The organism is Streptomyces sp. NPDC006510, from assembly GCF_040611955.1.
Classification (GTDB): Bacteria; Actinomycetota; Actinomycetes; order Streptomycetales; family Streptomycetaceae; genus Streptomyces.
On record NZ_JBEXPH010000065.1, the window covers coordinates 1 to 14,315 of the forward strand.

General features: G+C 68.1%; 10 protein-coding genes and 1 pseudogene. 2 read left to right on the plus strand and 9 right to left on the minus strand.

Going from position 1 to position 14,315, the window contains the following annotated elements:
- Positions 1-1,048 precede the first annotated feature (1,048 nt).
- The 6 genes from ABZY11_RS20550 to ABZY11_RS20575 form a co-directional block, all read right to left on the minus strand.
- Positions 1,049-2,020 carry a polymorphic toxin-type HINT domain-containing protein gene (locus ABZY11_RS20550; RefSeq protein WP_356480499.1) on the minus strand — a complete coding sequence of 324 codons (972 nt, stop codon included), beginning with the start codon at positions 2,018-2,020 and terminating at the stop codon, positions 1,049-1,051.
- Between the two features lie 343 nt (positions 2,021-2,363).
- Complete coding sequence (locus ABZY11_RS20555; RefSeq protein ID WP_356480532.1) at positions 2,364-3,263, minus strand: polysaccharide deacetylase family protein; 900 nt, start codon at positions 3,261-3,263, stop codon at positions 2,364-2,366.
- Positions 3,253-3,963 carry a fumarylacetoacetate hydrolase family protein gene (locus tag ABZY11_RS20560; protein ID WP_356480500.1) on the minus strand — a complete coding sequence of 237 codons (711 nt, stop codon included), beginning with the start codon at positions 3,961-3,963 and terminating at the stop codon, positions 3,253-3,255. The genes ABZY11_RS20555 and ABZY11_RS20560 overlap by 11 nt, the downstream gene beginning before the upstream one ends.
- Positions 3,960-5,204, minus strand: coding sequence for an MFS transporter (locus tag ABZY11_RS20565; RefSeq protein ID WP_356480501.1), 1,245 nt, complete (start codon positions 5,202-5,204; stop codon positions 3,960-3,962). Before ABZY11_RS20565 ends, ABZY11_RS20560 begins: the two co-directional genes overlap by 4 nt.
- Positions 5,205-5,274: 70 nt before the next feature.
- On the minus strand, positions 5,275-6,630 hold the full coding sequence (locus ABZY11_RS20570; protein ID WP_356480502.1) for an amidohydrolase family protein: 1,356 nt from the start codon (positions 6,628-6,630) through the stop codon (positions 5,275-5,277).
- Complete coding sequence (locus ABZY11_RS20575; protein ID WP_356480503.1) at positions 6,620-7,384, minus strand: sulfite exporter TauE/SafE family protein; 765 nt, start codon at positions 7,382-7,384, stop codon at positions 6,620-6,622. Before ABZY11_RS20575 ends, ABZY11_RS20570 begins: the two co-directional genes overlap by 11 nt.
- A gap of 130 nt (positions 7,385-7,514) precedes the next feature.
- Between ABZY11_RS20575 and ABZY11_RS20580 the strand changes: the two genes are divergently transcribed.
- Complete coding sequence (locus ABZY11_RS20580) at positions 7,515-8,186, plus strand: GntR family transcriptional regulator (protein ID WP_356480533.1); 672 nt, start codon at positions 7,515-7,517, stop codon at positions 8,184-8,186.
- Between the two features lie 228 nt (positions 8,187-8,414).
- Positions 8,415-9,203: pseudogene (locus ABZY11_RS20585) on the plus strand (IS5 family transposase); the annotation flags it as partial.
- Positions 9,204-9,233: 30 nt separating this feature from the next.
- Here the strand turns inward: ABZY11_RS20585 and ABZY11_RS20590 are convergent.
- The 3 genes from ABZY11_RS20590 to ABZY11_RS20600 all read right to left on the minus strand — a co-directional run bounded on the left by ABZY11_RS20590 (position 9,234) and on the right by ABZY11_RS20600 (position 13,815).
- Positions 9,234-10,715 carry an amidase gene (locus tag ABZY11_RS20590; protein ID WP_356480504.1) on the minus strand — a complete coding sequence of 494 codons (1,482 nt, stop codon included), beginning with the start codon at positions 10,713-10,715 and terminating at the stop codon, positions 9,234-9,236.
- A 233-nt stretch (positions 10,716-10,948) separates the two neighbouring features.
- Positions 10,949-13,639: a family 78 glycoside hydrolase catalytic domain gene (locus ABZY11_RS20595; RefSeq protein ID WP_356480505.1), complete on the minus strand. Its 2,691-nt coding sequence runs from the start codon at positions 13,637-13,639 to the stop codon at positions 10,949-10,951.
- Positions 13,636-13,815: a hypothetical protein gene (locus tag ABZY11_RS20600; protein ID WP_356480506.1), complete on the minus strand. Its 180-nt coding sequence runs from the start codon at positions 13,813-13,815 to the stop codon at positions 13,636-13,638. Before ABZY11_RS20600 ends, ABZY11_RS20595 begins: the two co-directional genes overlap by 4 nt.
- Between the last annotated feature and the right edge of the window lie 500 nt (positions 13,816-14,315).

A 14,315-nucleotide genomic window follows, 5' to 3' on the forward strand; every position in this document is an offset into this window, starting at 1 on the left:
CGTACCGCCTCCACGGCCGCACGACGGAAAAGCGACCTCGCGAACGATCATCGCGGACCCGCCCTCACCCCCGCAGTGAATTGGGCAGCAGAGTCACCTGCACCGTCAAAGCGGAAAGTGGGGTGCGCGCTACCTAATCCACTCCCCTGCGACCGAGGAGCAAGCAGCAGAGGCTGTGCTGGCACCCCCACCTCTGGGGCTCCCGATTCAGTTTGAGCAGCGATACGGAGGGGCGGGCCGACGCCGAACGTGCCTCGATCAAGGGAGTTCCGGGAAATCCACACTGCGCACTCGGGCCGAAGAGGAGCAGCGTCAGACACCACGCGTGTCCTCCGGGATCAAGTCTGCACAATTCACTCCACGTCCTTGCCCGACGTGAGCGCTGAGGAAGTAGATAGAGCACACGAAGCCAAAGGCCTCACCACAGCCGTTCCCGTACTCAACGGCGCCATCTAGGCGATGTCAGGCGGCACCCGTTTCTTCGTCGTCGGAACCCGCACGGCCCAACGTATACCGATCTTCGATGCATCATGCTTCCAGGAGTCTCCTCCAGGAAGGGTCTGACTAGCCGTCATCCCTCCCCCTCACACATTTTGCCGCACTCGCCTGTGGGATTTATCCACCTACCGCGGACCGCCAATCCCACAGAGGTTCTTTCCGAAAACGCGCTAGGACCTCTCCATATTCAACGAGCTCACCGTAGTTCGTATCCAGCAAGCCCGACACCCCCTGGAGAACTTCGACTAGGAGGTCGCGCACGCAAGACACCCCAGAGTATTCAAGCGCGACCGCCTGAAAAGCTTCCCCAATTACCCGATGAATCTCATCCAATTCATCCTTCTCGAACTCACTGAGAACGTCCTGTGACGTGTCTACGCCGAAGCTACATTCCCCTCGGTCGAGTCGATCAAAGAACTCACCCTTGCTATATGCACCGGCCCCTTGCAGACGGACAACGATACTCCGATGATCCTCTGGAGGACTGAGGAGAACGATAGTAGGTCGCATAGATCTCCTGCCATGACGGGAATTAGAAATGCGTTTTGAGCTACGGAGCCAAAACATCCAGCAGGAGATTCTTATCGCGGGTGACCATGATGCCTGCCTTCTCGAGACTCTTGATCACGCTTCCTCGCGCCTGCGGAAGGTAGACGATGACCGGATGGCCCGTCAGCCTTTGGGTTGCCAGGGCCTGTTTCAACGCCTTCTTTCCCGACCCCGACTTCACCTGGACCACTGCATTCCGGGTCACGATGTCAAAGTCCGTGAGCGGCTTGCCATCCGGCCCATAGACTTCGATGCCCTGAGCTCGGACGTGCCCGGGATAGCGGGCACAGATGTCGTTTATGAGTTCCGGAACCAGCGGGTCATCGCCCTTACCAACGGCGTGAGTAGAAGCGCCACCACAGTTGTGCACGAGTACCGGGGTGGCCTCCGCCAGCACATAGTACGTGTGCAGGTCGTCAACAGTGAGGTTGTAGACCCTTGTCGACTGGACCCGGTGCTTGGTGGCTGTGATCTGGACCCAGATGCCGGCGCTCGTCTGCAGCCATTGCCCGGCTTTGAGGTCCCCTGCCTCTATCCACTGGTGGAGTTCGGGGATCCAGAACGGGTGGCCTTCGGTGGCGGTGATGCTGCCAGCCTTCGTGTTCTGCGCTTGCCCGGTGTCGATGGTGAGGTCGACGAGTTGTTTCTCCCCGTTCCCCTCAATGAGCGCGGTGACGGCGCGGAGACCGGTTACGCCGGTTTCTGGATCGGTGGCGAGAACCTTGTCGCCGATCGTGATGTCCTTGATCGGCTTGCTTGTGCCGTCTGCCATGGCGACCGGGGTGTCGACGGTGAAGCTGTTGCCCGTCGGGCAACTCCCGAGGCGCATGGTGCCTCTGGCGGCCATGAAGGCGCTCAGGGCTTCGCCGGCCATGCCCATCATGCAGCCGGTCAGGGCGGCGTTGCCGACTTGGCCCCAGTTGACCTTGCGGCCGGAGAGTCGCTGGAATGCCCAGTCGATGCCGCCGTCCACGAGGCCGCCGACGGCGAGGCGGGGGTCGTCAATCGTTTCGGCGGACGCACCACGGCTACTTCCTGCCGAGTGAGGGCGACAGCGACATCGCCGCCGGACGCCGGGTTCGCGTGCCGCAGGCCGCTGATCCGGGAGATCTCTCCCGGATCAGCGGCCCTTTCGATGCTCCGGATCGCATTCACCGGACCGCACGCGGATGGCGTTGAGGTCTCTCCCGCGGGACCAGGGTTGGCGTCCCGCAGGAGCGTGGTGGTGATCCGTTGGCCGGCGACGCGGTCGGCCGTCCTGAGGAGTCGACGGAGGCCATGGGGCTCTGGTCGGCTTCCCCTGACGGTCGGGACCGTCACTCAGAAGCGGTCTGGCCCTGGTACCAGTCGTGGATCTGCTCGCCGGTGAGGAAAGTCGCCTCGGCGTGGCCGCGGATGTATTCCAGGGCCTGGTCCAGGTACCTCAGCCGGTGTGGCGCGGCCATGATGTAGGGGTGGACGACCAGTGCCATGACGCGCGCGGAGTCGTCGGCGCGGGCGTCGGCCAGGAGCTGGTCGAACTGGTCCACGGCACGACGCCGGTACTCCTCGGCGGAGTGGTGCTGAATGAGCATCATCGCCACGTCGTTGCACTCCTGTGTATAGGGCACATTGACAATGGGGGTGGTGCGGGTGCGCAGTTGAGTCGGCTGGTCGTCCAGCACCCAGTCGCAAACGTACTCGTAGCCCTCCTCGACCAGCAGGTCGGGGGTCTCCCAGGTCTCGGTGAGACCTGGGCCGAGCCAGCCGCGGGGCGGCTTGCCCACGACGGCGGTGATCGCGTCGCGGGTGCGCTGGATATCGAGCTGCTCGTCGGGCACCTTCTGCATGTTCTTCTGTGTGAAGCCGTGGCCCATGAACTCCCACCGGCGCTGGAGAGCGGCCTCGGTGATCTGCGGGTAGGCGGAGATCGCTGAGCCGTTGACAGCGAGGACCGCGGGGATCTCGTGCCGGTCGATCACCCGCAGCATCCGCCAGAATCCGACGCGGTTGCCGTACTCGTGCCAGGCCCAGTTCGGTACGTCCGGCGAGGGCACCCCGCCGGCCGGCGGGGAGAGTACGGTGCGCGGCATCGGCTCGGAGTCCGACCACTCCTCGATGTTGACGATGAGCCAGACGGCGACCCGCGCTCCGCCCGGAAGCTGCAGGGCCCGGCGTCCCTCGATGGGGTCGTAGTCGATCCGCTCACTGGGCCTTATGCGGGCGTTACTTGGCATCACGGTGGCTTCCGTTCTCGGTGATGGTGACGGACAGGGGTGCGAGGCCGCTGATCTCGACGTGGACGACGTCCCCCGGGGCGATCGCGGAGACGCCGGCGGGCGTGCCGGTGTAGATGAGGTCACCGGGGCGGAGCCGGTAGTCGGTGGAGAGGTGGGAGATGATTTCGGCGACGTTCCAGATCATCAGCGCGAGCGGGGTGCGCTGGCGGACCTCGCCGTTGACATCGAGCCGTAGTTCGGCTGCGGCGAGGTCTCCCACCGACGCGCGGGGGGTGATCGGGCCGCACGGCGCGGAGGCGTCGAAGGACTTGCCGGCCTCCCAGGAGATCTGCCGGTCCCGGCAGTCACTCTGGCGGTCGCGGCGGGTCAGGTCGATGCCGGCGGCGTAGCCGTACACCAGGTCCAGCGCCTGTGCCACCGGTACGTCCACGCCCTCGGCGCCGATCGCGACGACGAGTTCGCCCTCGAACTGGAAGTCGGAGGTGCGGGGCGGGTAGGGCACCTGGTCGTTGCCGGGCACAACCGCGTCGGTCGGTTTCTGGAAGAAGAACGGATCGTCCCGCTCGTCGCCCTCGCGCATCTCCCGGACGTGGTCCACGTAGTTGCGGCCGACGCAGTAGACGCGGCGTACGGGGAAGCGCTCGGCGATTCCGGTGACGGGCACCGACACGGTCGGCGGGGGGAACAACAGAGTCATGAGAGCTCCGATGGGGTTGTGGTGCTGAACAGGGCCGGGCGCAGCAGGAGGGCGAGCAGCGAGCCGGCCAGGAAGAAACCGGCGATCTGCAGGAGTCCGGCGCCGGTCCATCCGAAGGCGGACACGAACTGGCTGAAGACCCAGCCTGATACGCCGGCGGCGATGTAGACGCAGGTGATGAACATGCCCGAGCCGTGTCCCGCGATGGCGGGTCGGACGGACTTCACCAGCAGGCCGGCGAGGGCGACGTAGGTCCCGCCACTGGCGAACAGCCCGAACAGGAACGAGAACGCGGCATGCCAGGCCACGTCGTGCGGGCCCAGGAATAGGGCGGCCGCCGACGCGGCCGCCAGCGCGTTCATCGAGCCGATGCACACGCGCGGGTCGATCCGGTCGGTGAGCCAGCCGCCGAGGGGCGAGGCGAACGCGGCCAGTCCGGACAGCCCGATGGCGAGGCCGGCCTGGCCCGAGGTGAAGCCGAGTTCGTCGCGCAAGTAGGTGGCGTAGAGGCCGATGTAGGCGAAGTCGGCGAGCCCGAACAGCACGGTGATGATGGCGAGCAGTATGGGGTTCCAGCTCAGGAGGGACGGGGACCCGCCGACGGTGGGCTCCCGCGTCTGCGTACCGGTGGCCTCGGTGAACCGGCGCGGCACGAAGAGGGCCACCGCGAGGGTCACCAGCAGGCCCAGCCCGCCGAACGCGAACATCGGCGCGTGCCAGGTGCCGTAGTGCTCCAGGAGGGCGGTCGCCGCCCAGGGACCGATGACCGACCCGGTGGCGAATGCCATGTTCACCGCGCCGATCGCCAGTCCCCGGTGGCGTGGGAAGGCTCCGGCTGCGACGGTCAGGATCGCGGCCAGCTGCAGTGCTTCACCGACGCCGGAGGATATGCGCCACAGCAGCATGTCGGCGAAGCCTGCGCTGAAGACCGTCAGCACGGTCGCGACGGAGAAGATGCTGGTGCCGACGACGACGAGCATCTTGCGGCTGAAGCGGGCGAGCGCGATTCCGGCGGGGATGCCGACGATCCCCATTCCCAGGGCGAAGATCGTGGATTGCAGGCCGGACTGGTCGAGGCTGAATCCGTACTCGTGCCGGACCTCGGGGAGCAGGACGGGGAAGACCATCCGGTCCATCGCGTTCACCGAGTACGCCAGCAGGAGCAGGACGTACATGACGACGGCGGGGAAACCCACGACAGCCTGGGTCGCGGGCCGGATCGATGCCGCTCTGATGGTCATCCGCACACCGCCCGGATCGTGATCGATGGGAGAGCTGTGGCCGCGCGGGAGACGCTGCCACGGGGCGGCCTCATCTCCAGTCACCGGCGGCACGCGCCCGCTCAACGAGCACGTCACGGCGGTCATCGGCACCGGAGATCGCGGCTTGCGCCGAGGGCTGGGTGAGCCGGCCGCGGTCGAGCAGCACCCGGCCGTCGACGACGACCGTGACGATGTCGGTGGCCCGGCCCTGCCTGACCAGTGCCTCGGCAGGGTCGCCCGACGGCAGGAGGTTGGGGGTGCGGGCGTCGATCAGCAGCAGGTCGGCCCGCTTGCCGGGGGTGATCGACCCGGTCACGTCGCCGAGGCCGAGGTCGTGCGCGCCGTCGAGCGTCGCCATCTGCAGCAGCCGGCGCGGGGTGACCTCGGGCGATCCGGTTCGGGCGGCCTCGACGGCCTCCACAGCGCGCAGCGTCGTGAACACATCGGGTGCGGTCGGCATGGCCAGGGTGTCGGTCGACAACGACACCGGCACCCCGGCCTTGAACAGCTCGCTGAACAGGGGGAATCCCATGGTGCGCATCTCGGTGATCGGGCTGAGCGAGATGCGCGTGCCGGTGGCGGCCAGCGCGGCGATGTCGTCCGGAGAGGCGTGTACGGCGTGCACGATCTGCACGTCGGGTCCGAGCAGGTCCTCGTCGGCGAGCCGGGTGAGGCCGCAGGAACGACAGCCCTCCTCGCGCAGACAGCGGTCGCAGTGCATGGTGATCGGGAGGCCCAGCTCACGGGCGGCTCCCCATTCGCTGCGGCAGACCCCGTTGGGGGTGCGGTAGGGGCCGCGCAGCGCCACACCGAAGTCCAGCAGGCCGTCGAGCCGCTCGGCGGGCCAGCGCGCGGAGAAGCGCCGGAGGTCGTCGAGGTCCATCGGCTCATCCGCCGGGGTGGAGTCGCGCGGTCCGTACGAGAACCGGCCGCGGACACCGGCGTCGAGCTGGGCTTTGACGTTGACGTCGGCGTCCTCGGGCGAGCGGACGTTGTGGTCCCAGTTGTGCACGGTGGTGATGCCGGCGGTGACCGCCTCGGCAAGGGCGAACCGGGCGGCCCAGTAGAAGTCCTCAAGGTCGTGGTGCGGGCCGAGCGCGCGCTTGACGGAGAAGTAGTCGCGGCCGGGCGCGTCGCTCACGGAGCCGCGCAGCAGGCTGTTCCACAGGTGCCAGTGCGTGTCGACGAAGCCGGGCAGCGCGAGGAGTCCGCTTCCGTCGATCACCGTGGCGCCCGGTGGGGTGGCCGTGTCCGCATCGGTGGTGACTGAGGTGATCACGCCGTCGGTCACGGTCACTGTCGCGTGCTCAAGGTCGCCCAGGCGCGGGTCCATCGTGACCGCGGTGACACCGCTGAGGACCAGATCCCCGCGTTCGGGCAGGTCGGATTCGGGTTCAGGAAACATACAAGCTCACTTCCAGTGCTATGGCTACGCCCACACCCCACACGGCGACACCCCGGCGCAGTGCCGATGGTGATATTCGCCGCGCGGCCGACACGCCCAGTCGGCCGCCGACGAGTCCGGTGACGGCCAGGAGCAGGGCAGGGCCCCAGGCCACCGAGGTGAGAGCGACAAACGCGAGAGCGGACACCGACCCGACGATGAGCGAGAGCACGCTCTTTAGGGCGTTGAGCCGATGTGTTGTGTCGGTCAAGAAGACGCCGAGCATTGCCAGCATGACGATGCCGAGCCCGGCGACGAAGAATCCGCCATAGAAGGCCACAACGAACTGCGCGGACAGCAGTCCGATCCGGCTCGACCGGGCACCGTGCCGCGCCGCCAGGGCGGCGACCCGGGGTTGCGCGGCGAGCATCACGGCGGACGCGAGAACCAGCCACGGCACGACGGCGCGGAACACGTCGCCGCTCACCGCGAGCAGGGTGAGCGCCCCGCCGATCGCGCCGGGGATGCTGACCAGGGCGAATGTACGGACCTGCCGACCTTGGCCCGTCAGCTCGGCCCGGTAGCCGAGCGAGCCGCCGAGATAGCCCGGCAGGGCCGCGACGGAGTTGGTGACGTTCGCCGTGACCGGCGGGACGCCCATGGCCACCAGTACGGGGAAGGAGATCATCGAGCCCCCGCCTGCCACCGCGTTCACCGCGCCGGCCAGCAGGCCGACCACGGCCAAGAGCCCGAGCTCCCACAGATCGGTCGTCACGTCGCAACCACCTCCCTTCACGAGAAGGAAGGTATGCACTGCATGCAATGCATGTCAACGGTTGATGTGTCCAATTGGACATACCTTTTGCATGCAATGCACACCCTGTATACTCTTGGCCGTGGACCACATGGGATCGCTTTCCAATCCAGCGGCGAGCAGCGCCGACATCGTGTATCTGACGTTGCGCCGGCGCTTCGCGGAGGGGGAGCTCGCACCGGCCGAGCGACTCACCGAGGCCGCCTTGGCGCAGGAGCTCGGAGTGAGCCGCACGCCGGTGCGCGAGGCCCTGGGCCGCCTGCAGGCGGACGGTCTCGTCGTACCGATGGCGCGCGGGGTCGCGGTGGCGACGCTCAGCAGCGACGAGATCGAACAGCTCTACAATCTGCGCGCCGTGCTGGAGGGGCTGGCCGCGGCCCAGACCGCCCGCCTGCAAGCGGCCGGGCAGATCGCACCCGCGCACCTCCGGGACATCGAGAAGGCCGCGGAAGAGGTGGAGCGAGCGGTTGCCGAGGGTGACGCGAAGCAGTCGGCGCGGGCCAACCTGGCCTTCCACCGGGCATTCGGCCAAGCTCCCGGCAACGCGTTCCTGACGGACGCGCTGCACCGGGTGTGGGACCGTATCGCGATCTCCACGGTGTCGAACCTCTCCGACGGAGAGTGGGCGCGGGCCGCGCTCACCCAGCACCAGGAAATATGCCGGGCCATGATCGCCGGAGACGAGGACGCCGCCCGCCGGGCGGCCGAGGAGCACATCCTGTCGGCGATGCGCGTCTACAGCGAAGCCCTCGGCCGGGGATGACCGGCCGAGGGCCCAGCGCTGAACTGCGCCTCCCCCTCGCACAGTCAGGAGTGCCGCACGAGGGGGGACACGGCGGCGGTACGGCCGTGGGGGAATCTTCTGGACGGCCAGCCGCGCAACCGTCCCGGCTACGTGTCCGACGCCCGACGACGGAGCTGTCAGAACTCCTAACGAAATGATCTTCGAAGTGGTTGGATCGCTCCGGAATCGTTGATCCGGGGATGCGCGGTGGCTCGGCCGAAGCCGTGGGAAGGCGATGACGAGTTGTGGGCGGTGATCGAGCCGCTGTTGCCCAGGGCCGAGCATCGGGCCCGGCATCCAGGACGCAAGCGGCATCCGGACCGGCTGGTGTTCCAGGGCGTCCTGTTCGTGCTTCACACCGGGATCTCCTGGGAACACCTGCCACAGGAACTCGACTTCGGGCGGGCATGACCCGCTGGCGCCGCCTCGCCGAGTGGACCAGGGCCGGGGTGTGGCCCCGGCTCCACGAGGTTCTTCTCGCCGAGCTCCGCAGCGCGGCCGCCCCGGACTTCTCCCGGGCGGCCGTCGACGGCTCCCACATCCGGGCGTTAAAGGGGGCTCCAAGACCGGACGAAGCCCTGTTGACCGGGGCAGGAAGGGCAGTAAGCATCACCTGATCACCGCCGCCACCGGCATCCCGCTCGGCGCCCCCCCTGACCGGCGGCAACCGCCACGATGTCACCCAGCTGATCCCACTGCTTCAGGCGGAACCGCCGGTGTGGGGCAAACGCGGCGGCCCCGTCGCCGCCTGGAGTGGTGCTGGGCGACCGCGGCTACGACCACGACACGTACCGCCACGTGGTCCGGGATCTCGGCGTGAAGCCGCTGATCGCCCGCCGCGGCACCGAGCCCGGCTCGGGACTCGGTAACCAACGCTCGCTCATAGAGCGCGCGTTCGCTCACCTGCACTGGTCCCGTCGCCTGCGAATCCACTGGGAGATACGCGACAACATCCACGAAGCCTTCCTCACCCTCGGCTGCGCACTCATCTGCTGGCGGCGCCTGAAGCCATTGCGCCAGGAGTTCTTACAGGGGTGGCTGATGGTCGGCCCAGGGCTGAGTGGCTTCGAGTTGGTGGGCGAGAGCCAGGAGGGTGTGTTCGCTGCCGAGACCGCCGACGAACTGGACGCCCAGCGGGAGACCTGTTGGCGTGCGGTACAAGGGGACGGACATGGCCGGCCGGCCCGTGATGTTGGCGAGCTGAGCGAAGGGGACGGTCGCGAGGTTGGCAGTGACCTGGTCGGCCCAGAGCTTCGTCCTGGAGAAGGGGCCGAGAAGTCGAACTCGCAGCAGGAATTCACCCAACAGGCGGGTGACACGGGGGGTTTCCAGTTCCCCGATGCGTACAGGAGCCCGCGCCAGGGACGGCGTGAGCAGCATGTCGTAGCGCTCGTGGAATGCCGCCAGCGCACGGGTGTGGGAGTTCCATCGCTGGTGTGCGGCCGTGTACTCGGGGGCCTTCACCGCCCTTCCTGCAGCTGCGAGCAGGCGGCTGTCGAGTTCGATGTCTCCGGTATGGGCGACTGTGGTGCGTTGGATGTCCGCGATGGTGGCGGCGACTTCGACGGACCACATCAGCGAGAAGTCCTGTGCAAGCTGATGCCCGTCGATATCCAGCTCGACGGGCTCGACCTCATGGTCCAGTCCGGTGAGCAGGGCTACGGCATGCTCGACCGCCGTAACCGCCTCGTCGCCGACGGAAGTCCCGATCGGGGAGCTCGTCAGGAATCCGATGCGCAGTCGGCCTGGGTCTCGACCGACCAGATGTGCATAGGGCTCGGCGGGGAGGGCGGACAGGTAGGGACCGCCCCTGTCAGGGATGGCCGTGAGGACGTCGAGCATTGCCGCGGTGTCGCGCACTGACCGGGAGATCACGCCCTCGGTCGCCGCGCCGAGCAGGTACTCGGCATGGTGCGGGCCGCAGGAAACCAGGCCGCGGCCCGGCTTGAGCCCGAACAGGCCGCAGCACGCCGCCGGAATCCTGATGGACCCACCCCCGTCGCTGGCCCCGGCGACCGGAACGATCCCAGCAGCCACCGCCGCTGCGGCACCCCCGGAGGACCCTCCGGGGGTATGACCCAGATTCCACGGGTTGCGGGCCGGGCCGGACGCGGCGGACTCGGTAACCGGCTTGCTGCCGAATTCCGGCGTGTTGGTCTTCCCGAAGATCACCAGCCCGGCGTCGAGCCACCGCTGGACGACCGCACTGTGGGCCGGTGCGACATGCCCGCGCAGGGACCGTGAACCGCCGGCTGTGGGTAGTCCCGCGTAGTCCTGCATCAGATCCTTGATCAGGAAGGGCACACCGGCGAACGGTCCGGACAGTTCCGTCGCGGCCCGCTTCTGCGCGATTTCGTACATGGGATACACAATCGCGTTCACCTGGGGATTGACATGTTCTGCCCGGCCGATCGCCACCGCAAGCAGCTCTGCGGCGGACACGTCGCCACGGGCGACCAGCTCGGCCAGGCCAACCGCATCGAAGTTCCGGTACTCGCTGTATTCCATGCCACTCTCATTAACTAGAGGTCTTAGTTTTAAGGGTGAAGGAGGCTGCGGAGCCCGCCTTCAACATTGGAATCACCGCACTCATCCACGGCCTGGAGCAACGGCTGAAAGCCCACCTGCGCGCCACTGCCACAGAGTGAGAACGCATCGCTGCCGGAACGGACGGTGACGGCCATCCACTCCACTCACCCACTGACGCTCTATTCCGCAAGCGCCGAGGTGGAACCAATCTCTCAGTCGGGCAGTTTCCAGGTGTAGGTGTGTGGGCCGGGGCCGCAGGGATGGACCGTGTGGTCGGGGAGGTGCACCGTTGCGCGTGTTCCCGGTGGGACGGTGACGTTCAGTTCGCCGCCATCCCCGTTGTCGCGCCAGTCGCTGCCGACGATGCCGTAGGGGGTCTGAAGGGTTCCTTCGGCGGTTTTGATGCCGCCGCCGGTGACGGGGGCGATGCGGATGTGGCGGTAGCCGGGTTCGGCGGGGGTGATGCCGAGGAGTGTTTCGCGCAGCCAGCAGGCGATGCTGCCGTAGGCGTAGTGGTTGTGGGAGGCGGTCGCTTCTCCTGTGTCGGTGTAGCCCTCCCAGGTTTCCCAGATAGTGGTGGCGCCCAGTTCCACCTGGTGGAGCCAGGACGGTGGGGAGCTCTGCAGCAGGAGTTTGAAGGCGGTGTCGGCGTGCCCGGTGTCGGTGAGGACCTGGAGCAGCATGGGGGTGCTCAAGAAGCCGGTCGCCAGGTGGTTGCCGGCTTCTTCGATGAGGCTCACCAGCCGGGCGGCAGCGCGGGGGCGTTGCGCGGGGCGTAGCAGGTCGAAGGCGAGGGCGCGGACGTAGTCGTCCTGCCGGTCGGTGCCGATGGTGCCGTCGGGGTGGAGGAAGGCTGCTCGCCATGCCTCGCGGGCGTTCTGGGACAGCGCGTCGTAGTGGTGGGCGTCCCGGTCGCGCCCCAGTACGGTGGCTGTTTGGGCGAGAACGCGCGAGGAGTGGGCGAGGTAGGCGGTAGCTACGACGGCGCCGCGCAGGGTGCCTTCCAGAGCGTTGGCGGGAAAGTGTTCGCCCGGGCGCAGCCACTCGCCCCAGTGGAAGCCGCTGTCGAGAATGTACCGCTCCAGGGTCCCGGCGCGGCGGCGGGATACGCGGCGGGGCAGGCCGCGCCGGTTGCGGGCGATGCGGGCCATGTACTCGACCCAGGCGCGCATGCTGGGGTACTGCCGCTCCAGGACGGCGTGGTCGCCGTAGTAGCGGTAGAGGTTCCAGGGGATGAGGACGGCCGCGTCGCCCCAGCCGGTGGAGTTGGCCAGGGTACGGGCCAGCATCCAGGTGGCCCGTCCCGTGGAGGTGGTGGACGCCTCGGTGGGGACGAACGGGGGCACCCGGCCGTCGGGGAACTGCTCGAGGGCGAGGTTGCGCAGGTAGCGGGTCAGGAAGGTGTGGGCGTCGACCATGCCGGTGGCGGTGGGTGTGAATGCCTGGATGTCGCCGGTCCAGCCGGAGCGTTCACGGGTGGGGCAGTCGGTGGGGGTGTCGGTGAAGTTGGAGCGGGTGCTCCACAGCACGTTGTGCCACAGCCGGGTGAGCCGTTCGTCGGAGCAGGCGAACGTTCCGGCCTGTTCGAGTTGTGAGGACAGCACCACGGCTTCGATGTCGTCGGCGGTCAGGTCCTGGGTGAGGCCCTGGATCTCGACGTAGCGGAAGCCGTGGATGGTGAACCACGGCTGGTACCAGGTGTCGGTGCCGTCGAGGGTGATCTCGTCGCGCTGGTACCAGGGTTTGCTCTTGTCGGCGAGGATGTAGTCAGTGTCGAGTTCCCCGGCGGGTGTGAGGAGTTCGCTGTGGGTGAGCCGCACGCGGGTGCCGGCTGGTCCGGACAGGCGGAGGCGGACCACGCCGGCCATGTTCTGTCCGAAGTCGGCCAGTTGGCGGCCGCTGGGGGAGCGCCAGATGCGTGCTGCGGGCAGCCGGCCGATCTCGCCGACGCGTGCGGTTTCCTCGGCGATCAGCCGGCGGGGATGCGAAGGCAGCGTCTGCGCGGGGCTGAAGCGGTCCGGCGGCTGGGGGGCGGTGAGCCAGTCGCTGTCCGGGACGCTCAGGTCAGTGTGTTCGCCGTCCTTGGGATCACAGCGCGTGATGCGGCCCGTGCCCGCGCTCCAGCCTTCGTCCGTGGTGAAGCACACCGAAGTACCGTCGGCGAGGTCGAGTTCGACCTGCAAGAATCCGGCGAGCCGGGTGCCGTAGACGCTGCGGCGGGAGAGCACACCCAGTCGGCCGCGGTAGCGGCCGTCGCCGACGGCGATGGCGACGATGTTGGCGCCTTCACGGAAGTGCTCGGTGACGTCGTAGGCCTGGTATTCCACCACCTTGTCCAGTGGGGTGAAGCGTGGCACCAGGGCGGGTCCTGTGAGGTCGGTGCCGTTGACGAACAGCCGGTACCAGCCCAGCGCGCTCGCGTAGGCGCGTCCGCGCACGACAGCGGCCGGCAGCTGGAGCCGGCCGCGCAGGTATAGGGCCGCCACGTCGTCGGCGGTGACCGGTGGGCCGCTGATCCACGATGCCCGCCACCGCCCGTCGTCCAGGACACCGGTCTCGAAGTCGGCCGGCTCACTCCAGTCACTGGCGGCGCCGCCGATGTCGTGGAGCCTGGCACGCCAGACATAGCGTGTGCAGGAGGCCAAGGGCGGCCCCGCGTAACGTACGCCGGTCTGCTCGTAGCCCACGACGTGCCCGCTGTCCCACACCAGGGTGCCGTCGAAGTCGCCGTCCTCGGCCACTTGGATCGTGTAGCCGCCCTGTCCCGCAGGGGGTGTCGGGGCGGCCAGTTGCCAGGAGAAGGACGGCATCGGGTCGTCGATGCCCAGCGGGGCTCCGCGTCCGTTTGTACGCAGCCTGACGGCGTGCACGATCCTGGTGGTGGACGGGGCGGACGGGATCACGCGGTGTCTCCGATCAGTACGTGGTGGAGCTGGGGCCGGACGGCCCGGGTCTCGGGCAGGAACGTGAGCAGGGACCAGGTGTGCACCAGGCCCTCGCGGACGACGACGTTCACGGCGGCGCCCTCGGCCCGGGCACGTTCGGCGAGCCGTGCGGTGTCCGGGTAATGGCGCGTCAAGGATGCCTGTGTTGACGGTGATGGGCGGCAGAGCGGCCCGGACGGCGGGCTGGCCATGGGTATGCGGGATCGAGGTCCCCTGCGCGCAGCCGTCCGCAGGCGCGCAGGCCGGCCACGCCCAGCAGTGGGTCGTCCATCGCCGCGCTCGCGGGGCGTCGAGCGTGACGTCCAGCCAGGGCCAGATGAGCAACAGAGGGTCCAGTGGCGTCGCTCCCCGGTGGATCGGCTGCTGTACTGACGGCCGGCGCCAGGCCGCCGGCGGAGTCGCCGGTAACGATGATGGCGTCCGCCCCGTGCTCGGCGATCGCCTTGCCGAGCACCTCGGTGGTGGCCGGTGCCGCCGGTGCGGCGGCACCGGCCGGGGCCAATCGGTGGATCAACGATGACCGCAGCGGTGGTGCGGCGGACGAGATCAGCACACCAGTGACACGGCAGTGCGCTGCACTGGGCGACGTACGTACCGTCATGCAGGTAGATCACGACACGGTGCACGGCAGGAC

Excerpts from the sequence above, each read along its gene's own strand:
- ABZY11_RS20590 (WP_356480504.1), bottom strand. The coding sequence starts at position 10,715 with ATGGAATACAGCGAGTACCGGAACTTCGATGCGGTTGGCCTGGCCGAG.
- ABZY11_RS20580 (WP_356480533.1), top strand. The coding sequence starts at position 7,515 with ATGGGATCGCTTTCCAATCCAGCGGCGAGCAGCGCCGACATCGTGTAT.
- ABZY11_RS20570 (WP_356480502.1), bottom strand. The coding sequence starts at position 6,630 with ATGTTTCCTGAACCCGAATCCGACCTGCCCGAACGCGGGGATCTGGTC.
- ABZY11_RS20555 (WP_356480532.1), bottom strand. The coding sequence starts at position 3,263 with ATGCCAAGTAACGCCCGCATAAGGCCCAGTGAGCGGATCGACTACGAC.
- ABZY11_RS20560 (WP_356480500.1), bottom strand. The coding sequence starts at position 3,963 with ATGACTCTGTTGTTCCCCCCGCCGACCGTGTCGGTGCCCGTCACCGGA.
- ABZY11_RS20565 (WP_356480501.1), bottom strand. The coding sequence starts at position 5,204 with ATGACCATCAGAGCGGCATCGATCCGGCCCGCGACCCAGGCTGTCGTG.